This window comes from Streptomyces sp. NPDC097981, from assembly GCF_040302565.1.
GTDB lineage: Bacteria > Actinomycetota > Actinomycetes > Streptomycetales > Streptomycetaceae > Streptomyces.
Window position 1 is genome coordinate 21,640 of record NZ_JBEORW010000003.1, and the last position, 23,279, is coordinate 44,918.

General features: G+C 72.3%; 21 protein-coding genes and 1 pseudogene. 16 read left to right on the forward strand and 6 right to left on the reverse strand.

Going from position 1 to position 23,279, the window contains the following annotated elements; all coding sequences use genetic code 11:
• Positions 1–96: 96 nt before the first annotated feature.
• From ychF to ABTY04_RS03420, 3 genes are all read left to right on the forward strand, one after another.
• Positions 97–1,185 carry a redox-regulated ATPase YchF gene (gene ychF, locus ABTY04_RS03410; protein ID WP_352211617.1) on the forward strand — a complete coding sequence of 363 codons (1,089 nt, stop codon included), beginning with the start codon at positions 97–99 and terminating at the stop codon, positions 1,183–1,185.
• A gap of 689 nt (positions 1,186–1,874) precedes the next feature.
• Positions 1,875–5,078, forward strand: coding sequence for a M36 family metallopeptidase (locus ABTY04_RS03415; RefSeq protein WP_352211618.1), 3,204 nt, complete (start codon positions 1,875–1,877; stop codon positions 5,076–5,078).
• Positions 5,071–5,475, forward strand: coding sequence for a hypothetical protein (locus ABTY04_RS03420; RefSeq protein WP_352211619.1), 405 nt, complete (start codon positions 5,071–5,073; stop codon positions 5,473–5,475). Before ABTY04_RS03415 ends, ABTY04_RS03420 begins: the two co-directional genes overlap by 8 nt.
• A gap of 45 nt (positions 5,476–5,520) precedes the next feature.
• On the opposite strand, the gene ABTY04_RS03425 is transcribed toward ABTY04_RS03420, so the two are convergent.
• The 3 genes from ABTY04_RS03425 to ABTY04_RS03435 all read right to left on the reverse strand — a co-directional run bounded on the left by ABTY04_RS03425 (position 5,521) and on the right by ABTY04_RS03435 (position 7,083).
• A complete protein-coding gene (locus ABTY04_RS03425) occupies positions 5,521–5,721 on the reverse strand; it encodes a hypothetical protein (protein ID WP_352211620.1) in 201 nt (66 codons plus the stop codon).
• A gap of 109 nt (positions 5,722–5,830) precedes the next feature.
• On the reverse strand, positions 5,831–6,517 hold the full coding sequence (locus tag ABTY04_RS03430) for a zf-HC2 domain-containing protein (protein ID WP_352211621.1): 687 nt from the start codon (positions 6,515–6,517) through the stop codon (positions 5,831–5,833).
• Entirely contained in the window at positions 6,514–7,083 is a 570-nt protein-coding gene (locus ABTY04_RS03435) for an RNA polymerase sigma factor (RefSeq protein WP_352211622.1), read from the reverse strand. The genes ABTY04_RS03430 and ABTY04_RS03435 overlap by 4 nt, the downstream gene beginning before the upstream one ends.
• A gap of 163 nt (positions 7,084–7,246) precedes the next feature.
• Here ABTY04_RS03435 and ABTY04_RS03440 point away from each other — a divergent pair, with 163 nt between their 5' ends.
• From ABTY04_RS03440 to ABTY04_RS03450, 3 genes are read left to right on the forward strand one after another with little or no spacing between them, the layout of a single operon-like run.
• Positions 7,247–7,702: a copper-binding protein gene (locus tag ABTY04_RS03440; RefSeq protein ID WP_352211623.1), complete on the forward strand. Its 456-nt coding sequence runs from the start codon at positions 7,247–7,249 to the stop codon at positions 7,700–7,702.
• The gene (locus ABTY04_RS03445) at positions 7,692–8,147 is read left to right on the forward strand and encodes a hypothetical protein (RefSeq protein ID WP_352211624.1); all 456 of its coding nucleotides are present in this window, start codon (positions 7,692–7,694) and stop codon (positions 8,145–8,147) included. Before ABTY04_RS03440 ends, ABTY04_RS03445 begins: the two co-directional genes overlap by 11 nt.
• Positions 8,148–8,206: 59 nt before the next feature.
• The gene (locus tag ABTY04_RS03450) at positions 8,207–10,372 is read left to right on the forward strand and encodes a DEAD/DEAH box helicase (protein WP_352211625.1); all 2,166 of its coding nucleotides are present in this window, start codon (positions 8,207–8,209) and stop codon (positions 10,370–10,372) included.
• Between the two features lie 149 nt (positions 10,373–10,521).
• Here ABTY04_RS03450 and ABTY04_RS03455 read toward each other — a convergent pair whose 3' ends face one another.
• Positions 10,522–11,502, reverse strand: a complete 981-nt coding sequence (locus ABTY04_RS03455; RefSeq protein WP_352211626.1) for an SMP-30/gluconolactonase/LRE family protein — start codon at positions 11,500–11,502, stop codon at positions 10,522–10,524.
• A 79-nt stretch (positions 11,503–11,581) separates the two neighbouring features.
• Between ABTY04_RS03455 and ABTY04_RS03460 the strand changes: the two genes are divergently transcribed.
• From ABTY04_RS03460 to ABTY04_RS03475, 4 genes are all read left to right on the forward strand, one after another.
• On the forward strand, positions 11,582–12,019 hold the full coding sequence (locus tag ABTY04_RS03460) for a MarR family winged helix-turn-helix transcriptional regulator (protein ID WP_352211627.1): 438 nt from the start codon (positions 11,582–11,584) through the stop codon (positions 12,017–12,019).
• Between the two features lie 280 nt (positions 12,020–12,299).
• On the forward strand, positions 12,300–13,331 hold the full coding sequence (locus tag ABTY04_RS03465; protein ID WP_352211628.1) for an alpha/beta hydrolase: 1,032 nt from the start codon (positions 12,300–12,302) through the stop codon (positions 13,329–13,331).
• Between the two features lie 163 nt (positions 13,332–13,494).
• The gene (locus tag ABTY04_RS03470) at positions 13,495–14,598 is read left to right on the forward strand and encodes an alpha/beta hydrolase (RefSeq protein WP_352211629.1); all 1,104 of its coding nucleotides are present in this window, start codon (positions 13,495–13,497) and stop codon (positions 14,596–14,598) included.
• 8 nt (positions 14,599–14,606) lie between these two features.
• Positions 14,607–15,392 (forward strand): trypsin-like serine peptidase, encoded by a 786-nt coding sequence (locus tag ABTY04_RS03475; RefSeq protein ID WP_352211630.1) that lies wholly within the window; start codon positions 14,607–14,609, stop codon positions 15,390–15,392.
• Positions 15,393–15,585: 193 nt separating this feature from the next.
• Here the strand turns inward: ABTY04_RS03475 and ABTY04_RS03480 are convergent, their stop codons facing one another.
• The gene (locus tag ABTY04_RS03480) at positions 15,586–16,395 is read right to left on the reverse strand and encodes an isocitrate lyase/PEP mutase family protein (protein WP_352211631.1); all 810 of its coding nucleotides are present in this window, start codon (positions 16,393–16,395) and stop codon (positions 15,586–15,588) included.
• A 99-nt stretch (positions 16,396–16,494) separates the two neighbouring features.
• A complete protein-coding gene (locus ABTY04_RS03485) occupies positions 16,495–17,610 on the reverse strand; it encodes a pyridoxal-phosphate dependent enzyme (RefSeq protein ID WP_352211632.1) in 1,116 nt (371 codons plus the stop codon).
• Between the two features lie 194 nt (positions 17,611–17,804).
• Here ABTY04_RS03485 and ABTY04_RS03490 point away from each other — a divergent pair.
• The 6 genes and pseudogenes from ABTY04_RS03490 (at position 17,805) to ABTY04_RS03515 (ending at position 23,137) form a co-directional block, all read left to right on the forward strand.
• Positions 17,805–19,387, forward strand: a pseudogene (locus ABTY04_RS03490) (S8 family peptidase).
• Between the two features lie 128 nt (positions 19,388–19,515).
• Positions 19,516–20,619, forward strand: a complete 1,104-nt coding sequence (locus ABTY04_RS03495) for a DUF4190 domain-containing protein (RefSeq protein WP_352211633.1) — start codon at positions 19,516–19,518, stop codon at positions 20,617–20,619.
• 148 nt (positions 20,620–20,767) lie between these two features.
• Positions 20,768–21,520, forward strand: a complete 753-nt coding sequence (locus ABTY04_RS03500; RefSeq protein ID WP_352211634.1) for a GntR family transcriptional regulator — start codon at positions 20,768–20,770, stop codon at positions 21,518–21,520.
• A 359-nt stretch (positions 21,521–21,879) separates the two neighbouring features.
• Entirely contained in the window at positions 21,880–22,065 is a 186-nt protein-coding gene (locus tag ABTY04_RS03505) for an SPOR domain-containing protein (protein ID WP_352211635.1), read from the forward strand.
• A 30-nt stretch (positions 22,066–22,095) separates the two neighbouring features.
• Positions 22,096–22,545 (forward strand): (deoxy)nucleoside triphosphate pyrophosphohydrolase, encoded by a 450-nt coding sequence (locus ABTY04_RS03510; RefSeq protein ID WP_352211636.1) that lies wholly within the window; start codon positions 22,096–22,098, stop codon positions 22,543–22,545.
• A 163-nt stretch (positions 22,546–22,708) separates the two neighbouring features.
• Positions 22,709–23,137, forward strand: a complete 429-nt coding sequence (locus tag ABTY04_RS03515; RefSeq protein ID WP_352211867.1) for an ATP-binding protein — start codon at positions 22,709–22,711, stop codon at positions 23,135–23,137.
• The last annotated feature ends 142 nt before the right edge of the window (positions 23,138–23,279 follow it).

Here is a 23,279-nt window from a genome sequence, read left to right on the forward strand (position 1 = left end):
GGACACGCGTACAACGACTGCCGCTCATCGGAAAGTAAACTGTCCGGTGGCCCACTCCCGGGCCGCCGCCCCCTCCAGCTACGGGAAGTCGCCAACGTGTCGCTCACGATCGGAATCGTCGGCCTGCCGAATGTCGGCAAGTCGACCCTGTTCAACGCCCTGACCAAGAACGACGTGCTGGCGGCCAACTACCCGTTCGCCACCATCGAGCCGAACGTCGGCGTCGTCGGCGTCCCGGACCCGCGCCTGGCCGTCCTCGCGGGCATCTTCGGCTCGCAGCGCCTCCTGCCGGCGACGGTCGACTTCGTCGACATCGCGGGCATCGTCCGCGGCGCCTCGGAGGGCGAGGGCCTGGGCAACAAGTTCCTCGCGAACATCCGCGAGTCGGACGCGATCTGCCAGGTCATCCGTGCCTTCAAGGACGAGAACGTCGTGCACGTCGACGGCAAGGTCTCGCCGAAGGACGACATCGAGACGATCAACACCGAGCTGATCCTCGCCGACCTCCAGTCCATCGAGAAGGCCATTCCGCGCCTGACGAAGGAGTCCCGCCTCCAGAAGGACAAGGTCGCGGTCCTGGCGGCGGTCGAGAAGGCGCAGAAGATCCTTGAGGCGGGCGACACCCTGTTCTCGCAGGGCATCACGAAGGGCACGGAGCAGGGCGACCTCCTCCACGAGCTGCACCTCCTGACCACGAAGCCGTTCCTCTACGTCTTCAACGTGGACGAGGACGAGCTGGTGGACGACGCCTTCAAGGCGGAGCAGAGCGCGCTGGTCGCCCCGGCGGAGGCGATCTTCCTGAACGCCAAGCTGGAGCAGGACCTCTCCGAGCTGGACGACGAGGAGGCCCTCGAACTCCTCCAGTCGGTCGGCCAGGACGAGCCCGGCCTGGCCACCCTCGGCCGCGTCGGCTTCGCCACCCTGGGCCTCCAGACCTACCTGACGGCCGGCCCGAAGGAAACCCGCGCCTGGACCATCAAGCAGGGCGCCACGGCCCCCGAGGCGGCCGGCGTGATCCACACCGACTTCCAGCGCGGCTTCATCAAGGCCGAGGTCATCTCCTTCGCGGACCTGGTCGACTGCGGCTCGGTGGCCGAGGCCCGCGCCAAGGGCAAGGCCCGCATGGAGGGCAAGGACTACGTCATGCAGGACGGCGACGTGGTCGAGTTCCGCTTCAACGTGTGATCGTGCCGTTGCTTTACGCTGGATGATTCGTCAAGCGTGCAGGTCAGAAGGGGTCGACTCTTCAGGGGGTCGGCCCTTTCGTCATCGCCGTGCCGGATGAGTGCCGGATGTCTTGACGCAATGTCAGCAGCAATCGGGTCCGGCCCCACTCGGGAGGAACCCGTCGGGGACGGTGCGGGCCGCCGGAGTTGAGCCTCGGAGTCGGTGTGGAGGACGGGGCGGGAGCCGTCGGAGACGGCCGGGCCGCAGAGGTGGTGGGTGCCGCCCGCGCCGCAGCCGGCGACGGGCTCCACCGGGAGGCCGTTGGGCAGGGCGATCGATTCGATCGGGTCGGTGCGGGCAAGGCCGAACTCGCCGTCGCAGGACAGGTGGAAGGCGGCCTCGGGATTCCCGGCGATCCCTCGGAGCAGTGCGTCGCCGGGCATGTCCGTGCCGGTGCTCGGGGGCTTCGCGGTGGGGTGGGGTTGTCGAGGTCGAGGGTGATCTCGAAGGGGGCGCGGCGCCGGAGGGAGCCGCGGAAGATTCCGGCGGGCGGGGGAGGCGCGCGGAGAGCCTCGTTGACGTGTGGATCTTGCTGAGTATGTTCACGGAGCGCGCGCGGTCTCGACAGCAGACCAGGGGGGAGCGTGGGCGCTCGGGAGGCTCAGGCCGTGACCAGATGGCGATTCCGTACGAGGATGTGGACCGCAGTGACCACCACGAGCCTGCTGCTGGCTCTGGCACCCGGGTTGGCGACGGCCGTGCCGCCGGGTGCCGCGGACCCCGCCGATCCGACCGTACGGCGCGACCCCGCGACGGGGCATGCGCGGATGATCTTCAACTCCGGCGGCTATCTGACCCCGCCCTCCGGTGAGGCCCCCGAGCACGTCGCGCTCGCGTATGTACGGGCGCACCGCGGGGAGTTCGGCCTGACGGCCGAGCAGGCGGGGCAGCTCGTCGTCCTCTCCTCCTACCCCACGAAGCACAACGGGGCCCGGCAGGTGACCATCGGTCAGAGCATCGACGGCATGCGCGTCCACGGCGGGCTGCTCACCGCCACCGTCGACAAGCGCGGCCGCCTGGTTATCCTCGGCGGCCAGGTGGTGACCGCCGAGCCGGCCGGGACCGTCGAGCTGACGGCGAAGCAGGCCCTCGACCACGCCGCCGAGGCGCAGGGCGCGCGCCCCCAGCGCGAGATCACGGGCACGGACAACCGCAACAAGGGCCGGCAGAAGTTCAAGAACGTCTATGCCAAGAGGCTGACGAAGCCCAACGACGTCACCGCCGAGCTGGTGTGGTTCCCCAGCGACTCCGGCCGCGAGCTGCGCCCGGCCTGGCTCACCGACATCGAGGTCTCCGGCACCTCCTGGTACGAGACCGTGGTCGACGCCGCCGACGGCCGGCTCCTGAGCCGCGAGAGCCGGTACCACCACGCCGGTCCCGAGGGGACCGTCTTCACGGCCCAGCACCCGGACATCAGCGGCGCCACCCGTACGGTCACGCCGTTCACCGGGCGCGACGGCTCCTGGGTGGCGGACCGGCTGACCCAGGGCAACAACGTCAACGCCTACCGGGACGAGGACGGCGACAACACCGTGCCGGACACCGGGAACGACGCCCTCCGCCCGCAGTCCCCGGCCGGCGGCGACCCGGACTACCAGCACTTCAACTACACGTTCAACGACACCTGGCGCACCAACGCCGCCGCGACGCAGGCCAACCTCGACGCGGACGTGAACCCCGTCATCACGCAGCTCTTCTACTACACCAACGTGATGCACGACTACCTCTACAACCTGGGGTTCGACGAGGCGTCGCGGAACTTCCAGGTCGACAACTTCGGCCGCGGCGGCACGGGCAGCGACCCGGTGCTGGCCGAGGCGCAGGACGGCTGGGACTTCGGCTGCCTGGACGGCAGCACGCCGCCGAACGCGATCCGGTGCACGAACAACGCCAACTTCGGCACCCCCGGGGACGGCGCCAGCCCGCGCATGCAGATGTACATGTGGCAGCCGCCGGGCCAGCCCTGGCGCGACGGTTCGCTCGACGGCGACGTCATCGCGCACGAGTACGGCCACGGCGTGTCCAGCCGCCTGGTCGGCGGCGGCAACCTCGGCGGCGGCGCCCAGACCGGCGCCCTCGGCGAGGGCTGGAGCGACGCGATCTCCTTCCTCAAGTGGGGCGACGCGACGGTCGGCGAATACGTCACGGGCAACACGGCCACCGGCGTCCGCTCGCAGGCCTACGACACGTCCACCGAGAAGTGGGGCACCTTCAGCCCGGCCCGCGGCGTGCACCGCAACGGCGAGATCTGGGCCGCGACGATGTACGACATCCGCAAGGCGAAGGGCATCGCGTTCACCGAGCAGCTCGTCATCGACGGCATGAAGAACACCGTCACCTCGCCGAGCTACCTCGACGCGCGCGACGGCATCCTGGCCGCCGACATGACCAACAACGCCGGCGCGAACCAGTGCCTGCTGTGGCGGGTCTTCGCCGGCCGCGGCATGGGAGCGAACGCCGGGTCGAGCGCGGACCAGAACACCGTGACGGCCGACGAGACCGTACCGGCCGCCTGCCTGCCGACCGCGGCCGCCGGCGGCCCGTACACGACGAACGAGGGCACGGACGTCACGCTCAGCGCCGCCGGCTCCGCCAAAGGGACCGCGCCCTCGGCCGGGGACCTGACGACGTACGCGTGGGACCTCGACAACGACGGGCAGTACGACGACGCCACCGGCGTCACCACCACCTTCGGCCAGGTGGGCCAGGACGGCGCCTACACCGTCGGACTCCGGGTGACCGACAGCGCCGGCAACACCGACACCGACTCGACGACCGTCACCGTCGCGAACGCCGCGCCCGCCGTGACCCTGCAGCCGGTCCCTCCGGCCGGGGAGAACACCCCGGTCACCCTCACGGGCGAGATCACCGACCCGGGCTGGCTCGACCCGCTGACCGCCACGGTCGACTGGGGCGACGGAGCGGGCCCGCAGGAGCTGACCGGCGCGCTGGAGAACACGCGCCCCGACGCGACGCTGAGCTTCGCCGCGGCGCACACGTACGGGGACGACGGCACCTTCACGATCGAGGTCTGCGCCAGTGACGACGACACGAGCACCTGCCGCTCGGTCGACGCGACGATCACCAACACCGACCCGACCGCGGCGATCTCGGCCGACGGGCAGACGACGTACAACGGGCAGAAGGCCTTCATCGCCCACGCCGGCACGCCGGTCGCCGTGACCGGCACGTCGACCGACCCCGGGAGCGACGACCTGACCCTGACGTGGCTGTGGGGCGACGGCGCCTCGGACAACCTGGTCTCGCTGGTGAACCCGCCGGCCACCGACCCGGACCCGAGCCCCTCGATCCAGCCGCGCAACGTGACGGCGACGAAATCGCACGCCTACCCGGCCGCCTGCGTCACCACGCTGACCTTCACCGGCCAGGACGACGACGGCGGCAGCGCCTCCGACACGGCTTCCGTGATCACCACGGGCAATGCGCTGCGGGCGCGCAACCAGGCGTACTGGATGGGCGAGTACGACGGGCGGGCGCCGGACCAGTTCACGCCGGCCCAGCGGGCCTGCCTGCTGAGCGTGGTCTCGTTCATGAGCACGGTGTACGGGCCGCTGACCGAGGCCCAGGCGTACGCGATCCTGAGCTCGGGCTCCCCGCAGCCGAGGCCGCTGGTGTCCCAGCAGCTGCTCGCGGCGTGGCTCAACTTCGCGAACGGGTCCTACGACCTGTCCACGCCGGTCGACACCAACGGCGACCTGAAGACGGATTCGACCTTCGGGGCGGCGATGGCGGTCGCCGAGGCGGTCTACAACAACCCGGCGTCGACGCGGAACCAGCTGCTGTACCAGGTCGACGTACTGCTGCGGTTCAACGTGCGTGACGGTGGCTGACCGACGGCTGGTGTGCCTCGCCGCCCTCGCGCTCTTCACGGGGTGCGGGGGCGGCCGGGCGCGTCCGCCCGCGAAAGGCACGCATGACCCGGGTGGTACGGGCGCCACGGGCGCCGGCGCGCCGACCCCGGCGCAGGGCCGCGCACTCACCGGGGCCGACGACGGCTTCGTGGGGCGGCTCACGGTCGGACAGACGGCCCGGCTGCTCCTGCCCCTCCCGGAAGGCGGGCCGGAACCCACCGCCCAGGGTGATTCGGTCCTGCTGATCCGCATCAGCAACGTGACGGGCACGGGCCACCGCGAGTGGGAGCTGCGCGCGGTACGCGAGGGCACCACCCGCATCTCGGCCCCCCGGGCCGACGGCCCGCCGGCCACCTTGACGTTCACCGTCCCCTGACCGGCCGACGGGCGCGCCCGGAGGGGAGCGGGCGCGCCCGGGGTGCTAGCGGCGGGAGCCGGGGGAGTCCGAGCGGCGGGGACGGTCTTCGGGCGCCTCCATGCCCATGCCCATCTCCGTGTCCATGTCCATGTCCATGTCGTCGGACATGGGCCTCTGCGCATGGCCCTTGGCTTCCTGCATCTTCTGCTTGGCCTGCTGGTTGAGCTTGCTGGCCTTGTCCAGGGGCGGCTGCTTCTTCGCCATGACGGTTTCGCTCCTCGGAAGGGGTGAGGGGGACGTCCACGGGGGACGTCCCCCACCCTGGCACCGGACGGTCACTCCCGCATGTCGGACCGTCACCGTCGGTGACCGGTCAGGCGAAGTGGGCCGAGGCGAGGACCGAGCCGTCCGGGGTGAGGAGGCGGGCGCCCGCGAGGGTCGTGGGGTTCACGTCGGCGGTCGCGACCCAGTAGCCGTAGCCGTCCTGGAGCGAGAAGGTGCCCAGGCGGGTCATCGTCCCGTCCTTGTGGTCCAGGACGCAGCTGACCTCGGGCGCCGGCTTCTCCAGGTCCACCGACATGTACAGCCAGCCCTGCGTGCCCGGATGGGCGAAGACCCGGCCCACCTCCCGGCCGTCCGTCATCAGCGGCGCCTGGAGCAGCTGGGCGTTCGCGCGGGCCGTCGGGGACGCGGGCGCCGACGCCTGCTCGATCGCCGTACCCGCCGCCCAGCCGCCGAACCCGCACGCCACGGCCAGGGCCGCCGCCGCGGCCGCGACCCGGGGCCGCGGCAGCAGCCGCCGGCGGGCCGGCGCCGGCTTCGGGGGCGGGGGTGGCAGGAGGGCGGTGGTGACGCGGCTCTCGAAACCGACCGGGGGCTCCGTGCCCGGCAGCAGGCCGAGCAGGCCGTCGCCGACCAGGGCCAGCTTCTCGATGTGCACCCGGCAGCCCGGGCACTGGTCCAGGTGGGCCACCGCACGGGCGCGCTCCCGGGCCGGAAGGATGCCCAGCGCCAGCTCGGCGTCGAGCTCCCTCAGCTGCTCGCAGGTCATCTCGCTCATCGCCGGCTCTCCTCGGCCCCCAAGGTCCTGCGCAGCTTGTGCATCGCCGTCCGGATCCGCGTCTTGGCGGTCCCGAGCGGGATCTGCTCCAAGTCGGCGATCTGCTGTGCGGTCATCCCGTAGATTCCCGCCATCACCAGGGCGCGTGCCTGCTCCCGGGGCAGGTCGGCCAGAGCCGCCCGTATCCCGGCCGACGTCTCGGCGGCGAGCGCGTGCTGTTCGGGTGTCTCCGTCACGATGTCGAGAAGGGCGTCCAGGTCCTCGGGGGCGACCGGATTGGCCCGGCGGGCCCGGACCGCGTCGATGGCCAGGTGGTGCGCGATGGCCGTCAGCCAGGTCCGTACCGACCCGCGGCGCGAATCGTAGACCTGCGCGTGCCGCCACGCCCGCTCGAAGGTCTGCTGCGCGATGTCCTCGGCGAGCTGCGCGTCGCCGACCACGGCGATGGCCACACCGAAGACAGTGCGCTGGAAGCGGCGCACGAACGCGACGGCGATCTCGGGATCGCCCGTCATCAGGCCCGACAGCAGCGCTTCGTCCGGTGCACGCCCGAGGGGGAGGCCCATTCTCTGCACATCAGTGGGTACGTTCGGCCTTCCCGGATGGATTGGGTCCGGTTCGTGGGGAAACACCCCTTCATTGTCCTCCTGTCCGGTAAATCCCCCAGCGTCGTCCCTGCGTATCCCCTGCGACAGAACACAGCGGAGGGCCGAGCCGGAGGGCCGAGCCATGACAGGAACACTCAGCCGGACCAGGCGCGCGGGGCTGGGGCTGGCCGCCGGGGCGCTCGCGGGGCTGCTCGCGGCCTGTGGGGGAAGCGGCGGCGGCTACGGGAGCGGATCGGCGGCCGCCCCTGCCGCGCCCCCGCCGGCCAAGAGCGCCGAGGCGGCCGCGACCCCGGTCACGGCGGATCTCAGCGACTTCCACATCGCCCTGTCGAAGAAGACGTTCACGGCCGGGGACTACGCGTTCACCGTCAAGAACACCGGCCACCACGACCACGCCCTGGAGATCGAGGGGCCGGGCGGAGAGCAGCGCTCGAAGACCCTGGAACCGGGGGAGAGCGGGAAGCTCGACATCACCCTCAAGGACGGTACGTACGAGGTCTACTGCCCCGTCGACGGGCACAAGGACCTCGGGATGAAGACGGAGATCACCGTGGGTGGTGCCACCCATGGCTACTGAGCGCTCCGCCGAGCGAGCCGCCGGGCGCCCGGCCGAAGGTCCCGCCGCGCACGTCGGTGCCGGTGCCGTCCTCGCCCTGAGGCTGCTCGGCGCCGGCCTGACCGCGGCGATGGCCGCGATCCACCTCCGCCTCTGGGCCACGGGGTACGCGGACCTGCACGTGATCGGCGTGCTGTTCCTGCTCAACGGGATCGGCGGCGCCCTGCTGGCCCTCGCGCTCGCGGCCGCCCCCGCCCGCCACCTCGGCGCCGTGGCCGCCCTCACCGGCCTGTTCACGGCCGGCACCCTCGCCGGGCTGGTCCTCGCCCTCACCTCGGGGCTGTTCGGCTTCACCGAGTCCCCCGACGCGGAGCTGGTGCGCCCCACCCTCGTCGTCGAGTCCGCCGGGGCCGTCACCCTGGCGGCCCTGGCCGTACTCGCCCGCGGGCGGGCGCCGCGCCGCTGACGGTAGGTTGCGTGCAGTCGTTACCCGGCGCAGCCGGGCGCAGTCGAGGGGTGAGGGGCATGCGGCGCAGGGCGTCCGAGGCGATCGACGCGGGCGAGCGCCTGCACGCGGCGGCCGCCGCACTGCTGAGCGACCACCGGCGGGCCGTCGAAGCCGTACGGGAGGCCTGGGAGCCGATCCACACCGAGCTGGCCCGCTCCGAGCTGCGGCGGATCCCCGTCGACCGGCTGACCCTCGTCACCGAGGGACGGCTGCGGGTGGCCGCCATCGAGGCGGCCGGGTTCGACACCGTGCAGCAGGTGCTGGACGCCGGGCGCCACCGGCTGCGGCAGATCCCCGGAGTGGGGCAGCAGACCGCCGACCAGGCGCTCGGCGCCGCACGGCAGCTCGCCGAAGCCGTCGGGGAGACCGTCGCCGTGCACCTCGACGTGGACCGCCCGGAGCCCCGCACCACCGCCCTGGTCACGGCCCTCCAGCTGCTCGTCGAGGCCGGGCCCGACGCCCGCCGGGCCGTCGAGGCGGCCACGGCACTGGACGCCGGGCTCGGCCCGCTCCTCGCCGCCGCACGGCCCGCCGCCGGCCTGCTGCAGAGGTGGTTCGCGGGCCGGGAGCGGCGCGAGCGGGCCCTCGCCGCCGCCCGGGAGATCGGCCGGCTGGCCGCGGAGGCCGAAGGCGGCGGCGTGCCCGTGCTGCTCGGGCAGGCCTCGGTGGACCTGCTGCGCGGCCCCGCCGACGAGGCGGCCGCCTGGGTCGACTTCGAGCTGCGCTCCGCCGAGTACCACGGCCTGCTCGCGGAGATCACCGAGCAGGCCGGGTGCGGCCCCGACCCGGCCGCCGCCCGGGGATTCCTGCCCGAAGCGCTGGCCGAACGGGTCCGCGCCCAGCCGCTCGACGGCACGCACCGGCGGGTCTCGCTGCGCGGGTACCAGTCCTTCGGCGCCCGCTTCGCCCTCGCGCAGCGGCGGGTGATCCTCGGCGACGAGATGGGGCTGGGCAAGACGATCCAGGCGCTCGCCGCCCTCGCGCACCTCGCCGCCCAGGGGCAGAGCCACTTCCTGGTGGTCTGCCCGGCCGGCGTCCTGATCAACTGGACCCGCGAGATCGAGGCGCGCAGCACCCTGCGCGCCGTCGCCCTCCACGGCCCCGGCCGGCACGACGCGTTCGCGGACTGGCGCGGGGAGGGCGGGGTGGCCGTGACGACCTTCCAGGCGCTGACCGGCTTCCCCGAACTCGCCGCCGGCCGGCTGGGGATGCTCGTCGTGGACGAGGCGCACCACGTGAAGAACCCGCAGGCGCAGCGCTCCCTGGCGGTCGCCGCCTGGGCCGCCCGCTGTGCGTACGTCCTCTTCCTCACCGGCACCCCGATGGAGAACCGGGTCTCGGAGTTCCGCAGTCTCGTACGGATCCTGCGGCCCGAGGCGGCCTCGGGGATCGGCGACGTCGACACGGTCGCCGGGTCCAAGGCCTTCCGCAAGGCGGTGGCGCCCGCGTACCTGCGGCGCAACCAGCGCGACGTACTCGCCGAACTGCCCGGGCTCCAGTGGACCGACGAATGGGAGGAGCTGAGCGCGGCCGACCGGGACGCCTACCGGGCGGCCGTGCGGGCCGGCAACTTCACGGCGATGCGCAGGGCCGCGTACGCGGAGCCGGAGAAGTCGGCGAAGCTGCAACGGCTGTGCGAGCTGGTGGCGGATGCTGCCGCCAACGGCCTGAAGGTCGTGGTGTTCTCTTCCTTCCGCGAGGTGCTCGGGGTGGTCGGGGACGTGCTCGGCCGCCCGCCGCTCGGGGGCCGGCTCTTCGGTCCGGTCTCCGGGAGCGTGCCGGCAGCGCGCCGCCAGCGGCTCGTCGACGGGTTCGTCGCGGCGGCCGGGCACGCGGTGCTGCTCGCGCAGATCGAGGCGGGCGGCATCGGGATCAACCTCCAGACGGCTTCCGTGGTGATCATCTGCGAGCCGCAGGTCAAGCCGACGATGGAGCAGCAGGCGGTGGCCCGCGCGCACCGGATGGGCCAGGTGCGTGCCGTGCGGGTGCACCGGCTGCTCGCCACCGACGGGGTGGACCAGCGGATGCTGGAGGTGCTGGAGCGCAAGGCGCGGCTCTTCGACGCGTACGCCCGGCGCAGCGTGGTGGCGGAGTCGGCGCCCGAGGCGGTCGACGTCTCGGACACCTCGCTGGCCCGGCGCATCGTCGAGGAGGAGCAGGCGCGGCTCGGCGCCGCCCGCTGACGGCGAACGCTCCGCCTGCCCGCCTGCCCGCCTGCCCGCCTGCCCGCCTGCCCGCCGGACCCCGGGTCGTCGCTGAACGGAGTCCAGCGCAGCGCTGCGAAGCCGCTGAGGCCTGCCGGGGCCGAAGCGTGCGGGCGGCGTGTGAAGGATCAGAGGCCGCGGACCGAGGCGATCGTGAACGCCGTCGGCGTCCCCGGGCCCATGGGGCCGCCCTTGTCGAACTGGGAGCGGACCACGAGCGTGCGGCCCGGGGTGTGGCTGAGGGTGGTCGGGATCTGCAGGGATGCGTCCGTGATCGTCCGGGTCAGCCGGGCCCGGGTGCCGTCGGGGTCGAGGCGCCACCGTGTCAGGGTGTTCGTGGTGTTGTGGGCCACGCGCAGGGTGCCGTCGGGCGCGAGGTCGAGGCCGTCGGCGTGGGTGAGGTCGCCGCCCTGGAGGGCGACGCGGGATATCGCGCCGGTGCGCAGGTCGATCCGGTGGAGGTCGCCCGCCGTCATGTCCACGGCGAGGAGGAAGCGGCCCGCCGGGTCCGAGACGATCCCGTTGAGGCTGACGGTGCGCCCCGGGTACGGGGTGAGGTGGTCGTGCAGGTCGTACGCGGCGGTCAGCGGGCCCGAGCCGGCCGCGAGCTGGGCCGGGGTGACCCGGTAGACGAGCGCGCCGAAGCTGTCCGTCAGGTAGGCGGTGCCGTCCGGGGTGATGGCCAGGTCGTTGACGAAGAAGGGGGCGGTCCCCGCGACCTCGAAGTGGGCCAGGCGCGTGCCCGACGCGGTGTCGTAGACGGAGACCCCGGAGGTGGAGTCGGTCACCCAGAGGCGGCCGCGGGCATCGACGCGCAGCCCGTTCGCCGTGTGCCGGCCGTCCCTGCCGGCCGGCAGGAACACCTCGGCGGTGCGCCGCCCGGGGCGGGCCCGGTAGACGGTGCCGTCCGCGTACGAGCCGACGTACACGGTCTGGTTGCGGGGGTCGGTGGCTATGCCTTCGGGGTAGACCTTCTCGCCGGGGAGGGTGAAGGCCGTGGCGATGCGGCTGTCCGTGGTCCCGTCCGCGGCCTCGGCGGGCGGGAGGACGCCCAGGGTGAGTGCCGTGGTCAGGGCCAGGAGCGTGGCGGGCAGGAGCTTCTTCAGCACAACGAGTGTCCTCTTCCGTGTAGGTGAACACGAAGATAGATTAGAGCTCTAATGCATGCAAGGGCCTTAGGATGCAGGGATGACCTCCATGCCTCCCGAGGAGCGCATCGGCTCGCACGTCAAGCGCGCCGAGCAGGCGCTGCTCGCGGCCAAGAACGCTGCGTTCAGGCCCGCCGCAGTAACGGTTCCGCAGTACGCCGCGCTGCTCTGGCTCGCCGAGAAGCCGGGGATCTCCGCGGCAGCGCTCGCCCGCCTGTGCGGGGTGACGCCGCCGACCATGAACACGGTGCTGAAGAACCTCCAGGAGCGCGGGCTCATCGAGCGGACCCCGCACGAATGGCACCGCAACGTGCTGGAGACCCGGCTCACCGACGAGGGCCGGGCGGTGATGGAGCTCGCCGACGCCGGCGCCGTACGGGTGGAGCGGGCGCTCGCCGCCGCGTTCACGGACGAGGAGCGGGAGCAGCTGATCAGCCTGCTCGGGCGGTGTGCGGAGGCGCTCGACGCCCAGAGGTGAGTTCTGCTGTTCGGGTTCCGGACGGATGAGATCCAGGCCATGTATGTGCCGGGTTTCGGAACTGTCCGTGGGATGCGCACATCAGAACCAAGGAGATAGCCGGCTGTTCTGTCCCAACGGGGGGCAGCCATGACCGTTCGGAGCGAAGTTCGTGCACCAGTACCCGCAGGCCGGCCTCGAACGGCAGCCCCCGCCCCCGTACGAGCCGCCGTCCGGGCCGCAGGATCCCGGAGCGCCGCGGCCGCCTCGCTCCCGCCGCGCGATATGGATATCCGCCGCCGTGGCCTTCGCGCTCCTGCTCGGCGGCGGAGGCTTCGCCGCCTGGAAGCTGGAGTGGTTCTCCGGCAACGGCGGCTCCGTGAGCTTCGGCAAGGCCCCCGCGTCGGCCGCGCCCGACGCGGGCAAGCAGTCCCCGGGCGCGCCGTCGGCCCCCGCCAAGCCCACCGGCGATCCGGACGTACAGCTGCCGGCCGGCCCGAAGTCCGACTTCAAGCAGACCGCCAAGCTCGACGATGGCACGATCATCGCGAAGACCCGCCTCGCGGGCGCGAAGTCCGGCTTCGAGGGCGACGTCTGGGTCTGGACGCCGAAGGAGTACAACGAGGCGAAGTACGAGAAGAGCGCCTTCCCGGTGCTCATCGCGCTCCCCGGCGGCAACGGCTTCCCGGCCAACTACTGGTCCGACCGCAGCCTCGGCCTCCAGAAGGCCATCAGCGAGGGCGTCCAGGCCGGCACCAGCCTGCCGTTCATCGTGATCATGCCGGTGCTCAACCCGGACAGCAAGTACTACTACGACGGCGCCGACATCCCCGGCCAGCCCAAGATGGGCACCTGGATCGCCGAGGACGTCCCGGACTTCGCCAAGGCCAATTTCCGTACGTACAAGTCCCGCGACGGCTGGGCCTTCATGGGCTCCTCCTCCGGCGCCTTCGTCGGCATGAAGACCGTCCTGCAGTACCCGGACCGGTTCAAGGCCGTGATCGCCAGCGGCGGCGAGATCGTCCCGGACTCCCCGCTCTGGAAGGGCCACCAGGCGGAGATGGACGCGAACAACCCGGAGAAGCTCGCCAAGAAGCTGATCGACACGAACGGCCCCGAGGTCTACATCAACTTCCAGGTCGGCACGAAGGAGACCGGCAAGGACCGGATGGTCAAGTTCCAGCAGCAGTTCGGCAAGGGGCCGGTGAAGACCACCATCCGCGACATCCAGAACGGTGAGCACAACGGCTGGCACTACGTCCGGGGCATGAAGGAAGGCTCCCTGGAGTGGATCAGCAAGGTGCTGAAGGCGCCGCAGCCCGCGACCGGCTGACCAGGCCGTACGCACGGAGCCCGGGCCCGGGGTGGCAAGCGCCACGTCCCGCCGGTCCCAGGCAACCCATCCGATCGTTGACACCTCTGTAAAGGGTGTAAGGGGGACCGATCGGTCGGACCCGCGCTCTTCGGGAGCGCCGGAGAAGGAACGGGACAAATCCGTGCAGCATGACCAGCTTCAGGGCGACGCCGGCCTCATGACCGAGGAAGGCCCGCCGACCACGGGCCGCCGCCGTCCCAAGCGCCCGCGCAGGCTTCTGATCAGCGGTGCGCTGGCGTTCGCCCTCGCCGCCGGGGCCGGCGCGGCGGCGTACAAGTACGGGCTCTTCTCCGACATAGGGGATCCGGTGTCCTTCGGGAAGGTCCAGGAGTCGGCCGCGAGCGAGGACATCCGGCAGGGAGTGAGCATGCCGACCGGGCCGAAGGCCCAGTTCGTCCGGACGTACCGGCTGCCCGACGGCACGCAGATCGGCCGGACGACCCTGACCGGCGCGAAGTCCGGGTTCACCGGTGACGTGTGGGTGTGGGTCCCCAAGGAGTACGACGAACCGAGGTACGCCAAGAGCGCCTTCCCGGTCCTGATCTCCCTGCCGGGCGGCCGGGGCTACCCCACCAACTACTGGGGAACGGGCCCGGGCCTCGGCCTGGAGAAGGCCGTGAGCGACGGGGCGAAGGCCGGTACGAGCCTGCCCTTCATCCTGATCATGCCGGTGCACAACGCGGACACCAAGCACCACTTCGACGCCTCGGACATCCCCGGCGAGCCCAAGATGGGCACCTGGATGGCCGAGGACATCCCCGATTTCACGAAGGCCAATTTCCGGACCTTCACCTCCCGGGACGGGTGGGCCTTCATGGGCTCCTCCGCGGGCGGATTCGGCGCGTTCAAGCACGTCCTGAAGTACCCCGACCGGTTCAAGGCGGCCATCGCGAGCGGGGTCGACATCGTCCCCGACTCCCCGCTGTGGAAGGGGAACACGCAGGCCATGGACGAGAACAACCCCGAGAAGCTCGCCGAGAAGCTGATCAAGGAGGGTGGTCCGGACGTCTACATCAACTTCCAGATCGGCACCAAGGAGACCGGCCGCGAGAAGGCCGAGAAGTTCATGGACGAGTATGGGAAGGGCCCCGTGCACACCAAGCTCCAGGTGATCCAGGATGGTGAGCACAACGGAAAGTCGTACGTACGCGGAATGAGGGAGGGCGCGCTGGCGTGGATCAGCAAGGTGATGCTCGCACCGACCCCCGATCCCGGCGTGCGATGAACGCAGTGGTGAGGGGTGCATCGGCGGCGGCCGCAGCCGGAGTGGTGGCGGTGCTCGCCGTCGGCTTCGTCAAGGCGACGGACGAGGACGCGAACGCGGTGCACCCCTTCCCCGGCGTCGGCGTGCTCATGGCGAACGGGGAGCACTGGTGCACGGCGAGCGTCGTCGACAGCCCCAAGGGCACCGTCGTGGCGACCGCCGCGCACTGCGTGGCCCCGGCGGGGGAGGGCGGTGCGCCCGGAGAGGTCGCGCACGACGGCCGGGCCATCGGCGACCTCTCCTTCGCCCCCGCCTTCACCGGGGAGGGGGCGGGCCGCCAGCCCCTCGGGGTGTGGAAGGTCCGCGCGGTCCACGTGGACGAGCGCTGGACCAAATGGGGCGAGGACACCGCCGATTTCGCCTTCCTCAGCATCGAGCCGGACAAGGACGGCCGCACCGTCCAGCAGGTGGTCGGGGGCGCCGAGGAGGCCCCGAAGCCCGACTGGACCTCGGGGTACGAGCGCGAGGTGACGGTCGTCGGCTATCCGGAATCGGACCGCAATCCGCAGAACAAGCCCGTCTCCTGCACCACCCAGACCGGCCACGACCAGGAGGACCCCGCGATGCTGTACATCAGCTGCGCGGGCTTCTGGTCGGGCACGAGCGGCAGCCCCTGGATCGCCGACCGGGGCGGTCCGGGGAACCCGGGCCGGCTGATCGGGGTGCTGAGCGGCGGGAACACGGACGTGGACTCCACGGCCGCGCTGTTCGACGAGAAGGCCAAGGCGCTGTACGAGCGGGCCGCCCGGGACTGACGCCGGGCCGCGGGCCGCGGGTACGGGGCGCCGTCCCCTCGGCCGCCACTGCCTGCGCCCGGTGCTGACGATCACGCGGTCCAGACGGCGCCGGTGACCTGCGACCGGCGGTTCCCGGAAGCCTGCTCTCAACACTCTCCGAGGTGCGCATGACCGGATCCCGGGGTCGTTGGCGTGTACACGCTTCCCGGTCTCAGCCCTTGAGCAGGGCGTTCAGCTCGCCGTACGGGAGGGACGCGTCGAGCGTGGTGTACGTGCCGCCCGCGATCAGCTCCTGCGCGGCGCGGCGGACCACGTCGTACGCGGCCGATGCGACCGAGGAGCCGAGGCTGACGCGGGCGACGCCGAGGGCGCCGAGCTCGGCGACGGAGGGGGCGCCGGGGCCGGCGAGGATGTTGAGCGGGGCGTCGATGCCCTTGGCCAGTTCGGCGACGACGGCCGGGTCGGTGACGCCGGGGACGAAGATGCCGCTGGCGCCCGCCCGGAGGTAGGCGGCGGCGCGGGCGAGGGTCTCGTCGAGCCGGTCCTCCTCGTCCCCGAGGCCGAACAAGTACGTGTCGACGCGGGCGTTGACGTACAGCGGGACCCCGGCGGTGTCCGCGGCGGCACGCGCCGCGGCGACGCGCTCCGCGTGGTCGGCGGCGGCCCGGGTGCCGTCCTCGATGTTGATGCCGGCCGCGCCGGCGGCGAGGACCCCGGTGACGGTCTCCGCGACCCCCGCGGGGTCGGCGCCGAAGCCGCCCTCGATGTCGGCGGTCACCGGGACGGAGACGGCCGCGACCACCCGGGCGACCAGGTCGAGGGCGCGGTCGCGGGTCAGCGCGTCCCCGTCGGGTGCGCCGAGGGGCCAGGCGACCCCGGCGCTGGTGGTGGCGACGGCGGGGGCGCCGGCGGCCTCGACGAGGCGGGCGCTGACGACGTCCCAGGCGTTGGCCAGGGCCAGCGGGGCGGCGGGGTCGTGGAGTTCGGCGAAGCGGCGGGCGAGATCAACTGTGGTGGTCATGGGCCCAGTTCACCAGACCGGTCCCGCCCGCGGCTGGCGATTTTCCGACATGTACGCGGGGGCGCGGGGGCGTGGCGCGTGGGCGCGTGGCGCCGTTGGTCAGGCGGCCGGGCCCGCCGCCTTGAGGCCCGCCCCGCAGAGGGGGAGGACCGCGCTGCGGCCCCGGAGGGGGTCGTCGGGGGAGAACGGTCCCACCGCCGCCCAGCAGGCCGCCGCCGTCGGCTCCACGAAGAGCCCGCGCTGCGCCAGGTCCCGCCGGGCCGCGCGCAGGGCCGGCTCCGGGACCGTCAGGAAGGTGCCGCCGGACGCGCGGACCGCGGCCAGGATCTGCCGGGCCCGCGGCGGGGCCGGGATCGCGATCCCCTCGGCCAGCGTGGGCAGCTCCGGCACCGGGTCGGCGTCCTCCGCACCCGCGGCGAAGGCCGCGGCCAGCGGGGACACCGCCGCCGCCTGCACCGCGATCAGCGCCGGCGGCTTCACCCCGCGCCGGGCCAGTTCCCCGACCGCCAGCGCCGCCCCCAGCAGCAGGGTGCCGTTGCCGACCGGGACGACGAGGGTCTCGGGGAGCCTGCCGCCGAGCTCCTCCCACACCTCGTACACGTACGTCTTCGTCCCGTGCAGGAAGTACGGGTTGAAGACGTGGCTCGCGTAGAAGACGCCCGGCAGGCCGGCGGCCGCCCGCGCCGCCGCCGCCGTCGCCTCCCGGCCGCCCGGCACGACGCGGACCGCCGCCCCGTGCGCCCGCATCTGCTCCGTCTTCTTCTCCGAGGTGCCCTCGGGCACGAAAACTTCACAATCCAGCCCGGCCCGCGCGCAGTACGCGGCCACGGCCGTCCCCGCATTGCCGCTGCTGTCCGCGACGACCCGCTCCGGACCCAGCCGGCGGGCCAGCTCCACGAGCATCACCGCGCCCCGGTCCTTGAACGAGAGCGTCGGCATCAGGAAGTCGAGCTTGGCGTGAACCCGTTCCGCGAGCGGGACCAGCGGGGTGTTCCCCTCCGACAGCGTCACGGAGAACGCCCCCGGCAGCGGCAGCGCCGGCCCGAACCGCCACAGCGAGTTGGGTCCCGCGGCCGGTTCGAGCGGACTGGCCGGATCCGGTGTGAAGTCGAGGTCCCACGGCCCACCGCACAGCGGGCAGCACCAGGGTGCCGTCCGGGCGTCCGCCCGCGTGGCGTCTTCGGGACAGACGTAACCGGGGAGTGCGTGCGTCATGTGCAGAGCGCCTTTGCTCATTCATGGCCGTTGTATGGCACGGATGTTACGCGTTCGCCGTGCCCTTGTGGGATGGCGAACGGGTGGGTCAACCTTTCGGAGGCGGCAGCCCGGCAGGCCCCTTGGATTGTCATGGGCATGTAAATCTGCTGCCCCACCCCCCGCACCGCACCGCCTATGAGGAGGACCCCCGCATGTCCGTGATGCGTCACACCCGCCGGAAACTCGCCGGCATCAGCGCGACCGCGGTCGCGGCACTCGCGCTCGGCGCCGCCGCCGCGTTACCGGCCTCCGCCGCCGACAACGGCCCCCAGGGCGTCGTCGAGAACGCCGGAGCCCCCGGCTCCGTCGCCGGCAGCTACATCGTGACCCTGAAGGACTCGGCCGCCCGCTCCACCGCGGACAGCGGCAAGGCCGTCGCCAGGCGCCACGGCGCGAAGATCGACCGGACCACAGCGCCGCCCTCAACGGCTACTCCGTCGCCGCCTCCGATGTGCAGGCCAGGAAGCTCGCCGCCGATCCGGCGGTCAAGTCCGTCGTGCAGAACCGGACGTTCACCGTCGACGACGCCCAGGGCACCCAGCCCGGCCCGCCCTCCTGGGGCCTGGACCGCATCGACCAGCACGCACTCCCGCTCGACAGCAGCTACACCTACCCGGACAAGGCCGGCGAGGGCGTCACCGCGTACATCATCGACACCGGCGTCCGCATCACCCACGGCGAGTTCGGCGGCCGGGCCTCCTACGGCTACGACGCCATCGACAACGACAACACCGCCCAGGACGGCCACGGCCACGGAACGCACGTCGCCGGCACCGTCGCGGGCAGTTCGTACGGCGTGGCCAAGAAGGCCAAGATCGTCGGTGTCCGCGTCCTCGACAACAACGGCTCCGGTACGACGGCCCAGGTCGTCGCCGGCATCGACTGGGTGACCCAGCACGCCGTCAAGCCGGCCGTGGCGAACATGTCCCTCGGCGGCGGCGCCGACTCCGCGCTCGACACCGCCGTGCGCAACTCCATAGCCTCCGGGATCACGTACGGCGTCGCCGCGGGCAACGAGTCCACGGACGCGAGCACCAAGTCCCCGGCGCGCGTCGCCGAGGCCATCACGGTCGGCGCCACGACCAGCGCCGACGCCAAGGCGAGCTACTCCAACTACGGCTCGATCCTGGACGTCTTCGCCCCCGGCTCCTCCATCACCTCCTCGTGGGGCACCGGCGACACCGCCACCAACACCATCTCGGGCACCTCGATGGCCACACCGCACGTCGTGGGCGCGGCCGCCCTGTACCTCTCGCAGAACCCGGCGAGCACACCGGCCCAGGTCTCCTCGGCCCTGGTCGCCGCGGTCACCCCGAACGTGGTGACCGGTCCCGGTTCAGGCTCCCCGAACCGCCTGCTGTACGTGGGCGGCGGCACCACCCCGCCCAACCCGGGCACCCGTTTCGAGAACCCGGACGACTACGCGATCAACGACGACGCGACCGTCGAGTCGCCGCTGACCGTCAGCGGTGTCCCCGGCAACGCCCCGGCGGCGCTGAGCGTGTCGGTCGACATCAAGCACACGTACATCGGCGACCTCAAGGTCGACCTGGTCGCCCCCGACGGCTCGGTCCACACCCTGCACGACCGCAGCGGCGGCAGCGCGGACAACATCGTCAAGACCTATACGGTCAACGCCTCTTCGGAGGTCGCGGCCGGGGTGTGGAAGCTCCGCGTGAACGACAACGCCGACCTCGACACCGGCAAGATCGACTCCTGGGCGCTCCAGTTCTGACCCACTCGGGCCGAACGCGCAGCACGGGGCGCGTCGAACGGCGGGGGCGACCGTCACGGCGGCCGCCCCCGCTGCGTACTATTTCGCGCATTCGTTCGCGCCCCCCCGTGATGGAGCCCCCCCGCACCGTGAGCACCCCGCCGCCTCCCTACTGGCCCGCTCCGCCCCCGCAGCAGCCGTACCGGGAGCCCGCGCTCAACGGTTTCGCGCTCGCGTCGCTGCTGGTCGGGCTGTTGTGCCTGCCGCCGCTCGGCATCGTCTTCGGGATCGTGGCGCTCGTCCAGATCGCGCGGAAGGGGGAGCGGGGCAGAGCGCTCGCGATCACGGGCCTGGCGGTGTCGGTCGCGATGACCGCGGCCCTCGTCCTCGTCACGGACCGGGTGGCGGACCGGCTGTCCGACCGGCTGGACACGCTCCAGCGGCTGGAGCGCGTCGAGGGCGAGCTGACCGACATCGACGAGATGCGCGAGGGTGACTGCTTCAACGTCCCGGGCGGGGACCTGCTCGACGAGGACCCGCTCATCTACCGGATCGCGTGCACCGAGGTGCACGAGGGGGAGGTCACCTCCTCGACCCGGTTCCCCGCCGGCCGTTTCCCCGGGGCGCCCGAGCTGAAGAAGGCCGCCACGGACGCGTGCTGGAAGGCGCAGGACGCGTACGCGATGGACACGTGGGCGCTGCCCTCGTACGCGGACATGTACTACTTCGCGCCCTCGCGGGATGCGCGGGGCGGCGACCGGCGGCTGCTCTGCGTCATCGGCACCGCGGAGGAGGAGCACCGCGGCAGCCTGCGGAAGGACGCCGGGATGCTGAAGCCGGAGCAGGTGGCCTTCCTGCGCGTGATGAACCAGGCCGACCTGGCGCTCGGGAGCGGGCCGGAGACGGAGATCGACGAGGCGCTGCCGGAGTACCGGGACTGGGCCCGCGAGGTGGACCTGGCGCTGGCCGGTGAGGCGCGGATGCTGGCCGGGGCGCAGGAGCACCCGGAGCTGGCCGGGCCGGCGCGGGCGCAGCTCAAGGAGGTCGAGGCGGCGCGCGCGGGCTGGCAGCGGGCGGCGAAGGCGACGAAGCCGGCGGAGTTCCAGGGAGCGTGGGACGAGGCCTCGGGCGCGCTGTCCGTGGACACGGAGAAGGCGCTGCGCGGGGCGTACGGCCTGTCGACGACGGTGCCGGACTGGCTCGCGGAGCAGTCGGGCGGCGATTCGGGCGGGTCCTCCTCCGCCGCTGCCTGAGGGCCGCCGAAAAAGGTGTCCTGTAACGCACGGTAACGGGTTTCAGGACCTGGCTTCATCACTTCGGGTGAAACTCTGGCCCTTGCTTGCGATGTGCAACCGCAGGTTGCCAGGGTGTAGCTGTCTGTCAACCTGATGGGAGTGGCCAGTGACTTTCGGTGAGCAGCCGGCCTATCTGCGCGTCGCCGGGGATCTGCGACGGAAGATCGTCGATGGGTCCCTGCCCCCGCACGCCCGGCTCCCTTCGCAGGCCCGGATCCGCGAGGAGTACGGGGTCTCCGACACGGTGGCGCTGGAGGCGCGCAAGGTCCTCATGGCGGAGGGGCTGGTCGAGGGCCGGTCCGGGTCGGGTACGTACGTACGGGAGCAGCCCGTGCCGAGACGGGTCGCCCGCTCCGGATACCGCACGGGCGGGGCCTCGACGCCGTTCCGGCAGGAGCAGGCCGAGGCGGGGGCCCGGGGCACGTGGGAGTCCGGCAGCGAGCAGACGGCCGCGCCGGCGGAGATCGCCAAGCGGCTCGGCATCGAGATCGGCGAGCGGGTGATGCGGACGCGGTACGTGTTCCGCGACGCGGGGGAGGCGATGATGCTGTCGACCTCGTGGGAGCCGCTCGCCGTGACCGGGCGGACGCCGGTGATGCTGCCGGAGGAGGGGCCGCTCGGGGGCTCGGGGGTCGTCGACCGGATGGCCGCGATCGACGTCGTCGTGGACAACGTGGTGGAGGAGGTCGGGGCCCGGCCGGGCCTGGCGGAGGAGATCATGCTGCTGGGCGGGGTTCCGGGCCATGTGGTCCTGGTGATCTGCCGTACGTACTTCGCGTCCGGCCGGGCGGTCGAGACGGCCGACGTGGTGGTCCCGGCGGACCGCTACCGCCTGTCGTACCACCTCCCGGTCCGGTGAGCGGACGAGCCCGTCCCGGGAGTTGACCGGGCGCCGGGGCGCCGGGGAGCCGGCGCGTGGGGGGCGATCCCGGGGCGCGCCCGTGCGTGACGGAGTGTCACGGGCCGGGCCGCGGCGGCCCCGCCGCAGGGCGCCGGAGGCGGGGCGGCGGTGCTGCGGGGCGGCGGTGCTGCGGATGCCCGCGGTGCGCCGGGTGCGAACCGGCGCGCACGGCGCGCTCGTACGTGTGGCCGGATGCGTACGCCTGTGAGGTACCTCTTCGTGAAAAACCGTATCCGCTCCGTAAAGGTCGGGCGTAAGGTCGGGCATATGCGCAATGCGGTTTCCCGGGCAGGTACACCGGCGGAGGGTGAAACGCGATGAACGACGGCGGTGCCCTGCTCCCATGGCTGGTCATACGTCAGGACGACAACGGCAACCGCTACCGGGTGGGCCGGTACTCCACCCGGGCCGAGGCCCAGAAGGTCGTCGACAGCCTTGATGACAGAGGCCACAAGCAGCTGTACTGGGTCGAGCGGATCGGTCAGATTGCCACGACGAACTGAGCATCCTTGTGTTGACATAGGCTCCGCCCCATGACGGTACGAGTGGTCGTGGGCGGAGCCCTTTTTCGTGAGGGCCGCCTGCTGGCCGCCCGCCGCAGCGCACCCCCGGAGGTGGCCGGACGCTGGGAGCTGCCCGGAGGGAAGACGGAGCCGGGCGAATCCGTCCCCGAGGCGCTCGTACGCGAACTGCGCGAGGAGCTCGGCGTGGAGGCCGAGGTGCTGGAACGGATCCCGGGGGAGTGGCCGTGCAGGCCCGGACTCGTCCTGCACGTGTGGACCGCCCGGCTGCTGTCCGGCGAGCCCGAGCCGCTGGAGGACCACGACGAGCTGCGCTGGCTCGCGCCGGAGGAGCTGGACTCCGTGGACTGGCTCGACCAGGACCGGCCGGCGGTCGCCGAGGCCGGACGCAGACTGCGCGCCGAGCGCGCCGAGCGCGCCGAGCGCGCCGAGCAGCACTCCCGGTCGCACGGGGGCGCGTGACGCGCGTGCGCTGGGCCGTCTGCGCCACAGTGCGCCGGTGCGTGAGGGATCGGGTGGTACGACGCCTCGAATATCGGGTATGTCGCTATTAGTCCCAATCGTGTACTGCCCCTCGTGGCTCTGTCCCTGCTGAATCGGACTGGGGTCGTTGCCGGCCCGGGAAGTGATCGGCGTGATCGACACAGACGGTGAATGCGCCGAGTGGGCCTTCCCCGCCGAACCCGGAGCCGTCCGCACCGCCCGCCACGCCGTGCGCGGCACGCTCAGTTCCTGGGGCCTGGACTCCGTCGGCGATGTCACCGTCCTGCTGGTCAGCGAGCTGGTCACCAATTCACTGCGGTACGCCTCCGGCCCCATCGGGGTCCGGCTGGTGCGGCGCAATCCGGCCGGCGGGAGTGCGGCGGGGTCGCCCGCGCTCCTCGTGGAGGTTTCCGATCCGCTTCCGGATCCGCCCCTCGCGCGGGTCGCGCATCCGGACGACGAGGGCGGCCGCGGGCTCCACCTGGTGGCCGTCTCGGCGCAGCGCTGGGGGACCCGGCACGGGAAATCGGGCAAGACCGTGTGGTTCGAGTTGGCACTTCCTGGTGAGTAACAAGGTGAAGGATGGCCGACGATCACAGCGCATGGCTCGAAATAGTCGGGACCTTTTTGTGATCGTGAACGCCGTGCCGTGCGGGGCCGTGGTGCTGAATACTTCGGTCATGGCCGGTCCGGTTGCGGTGAGCTGGAGGGGA

Excerpts from the sequence above, each read along its gene's own strand:
- ABTY04_RS03480 (WP_352211631.1), bottom strand. The coding sequence starts at position 16,395 with ATGACCACCACAGTTGATCTCGCCCGCCGCTTCGCCGAACTCCACGAC.
- ABTY04_RS03505 (WP_352211635.1), top strand. The coding sequence starts at position 21,880 with ATGAACGACGGCGGTGCCCTGCTCCCATGGCTGGTCATACGTCAGGAC.
- ABTY04_RS03450 (WP_352211625.1), top strand. The coding sequence starts at position 8,207 with ATGCGGCGCAGGGCGTCCGAGGCGATCGACGCGGGCGAGCGCCTGCAC.
- ABTY04_RS03425 (WP_352211620.1), bottom strand. The coding sequence starts at position 5,721 with ATGGCGAAGAAGCAGCCGCCCCTGGACAAGGCCAGCAAGCTCAACCAG.
- ABTY04_RS03440 (WP_352211623.1), top strand. The coding sequence starts at position 7,247 with ATGACAGGAACACTCAGCCGGACCAGGCGCGCGGGGCTGGGGCTGGCC.
- ABTY04_RS03435 (WP_352211622.1), bottom strand. The coding sequence starts at position 7,083 with ATGGGCCTCCCCCTCGGGCGTGCACCGGACGAAGCGCTGCTGTCGGGC.
- ABTY04_RS03485 (WP_352211632.1), bottom strand. The coding sequence starts at position 17,610 with ATGACGCACGCACTCCCCGGTTACGTCTGTCCCGAAGACGCCACGCGG.
- ABTY04_RS03510 (WP_352211636.1), top strand. The coding sequence starts at position 22,096 with ATGACGGTACGAGTGGTCGTGGGCGGAGCCCTTTTTCGTGAGGGCCGC.
- ABTY04_RS03445 (WP_352211624.1), top strand. The coding sequence starts at position 7,692 with ATGGCTACTGAGCGCTCCGCCGAGCGAGCCGCCGGGCGCCCGGCCGAA.
- ABTY04_RS03460 (WP_352211627.1), top strand. The coding sequence starts at position 11,582 with ATGACCTCCATGCCTCCCGAGGAGCGCATCGGCTCGCACGTCAAGCGC.
- ABTY04_RS03430 (WP_352211621.1), bottom strand. The coding sequence starts at position 6,517 with ATGAGCGAGATGACCTGCGAGCAGCTGAGGGAGCTCGACGCCGAGCTG.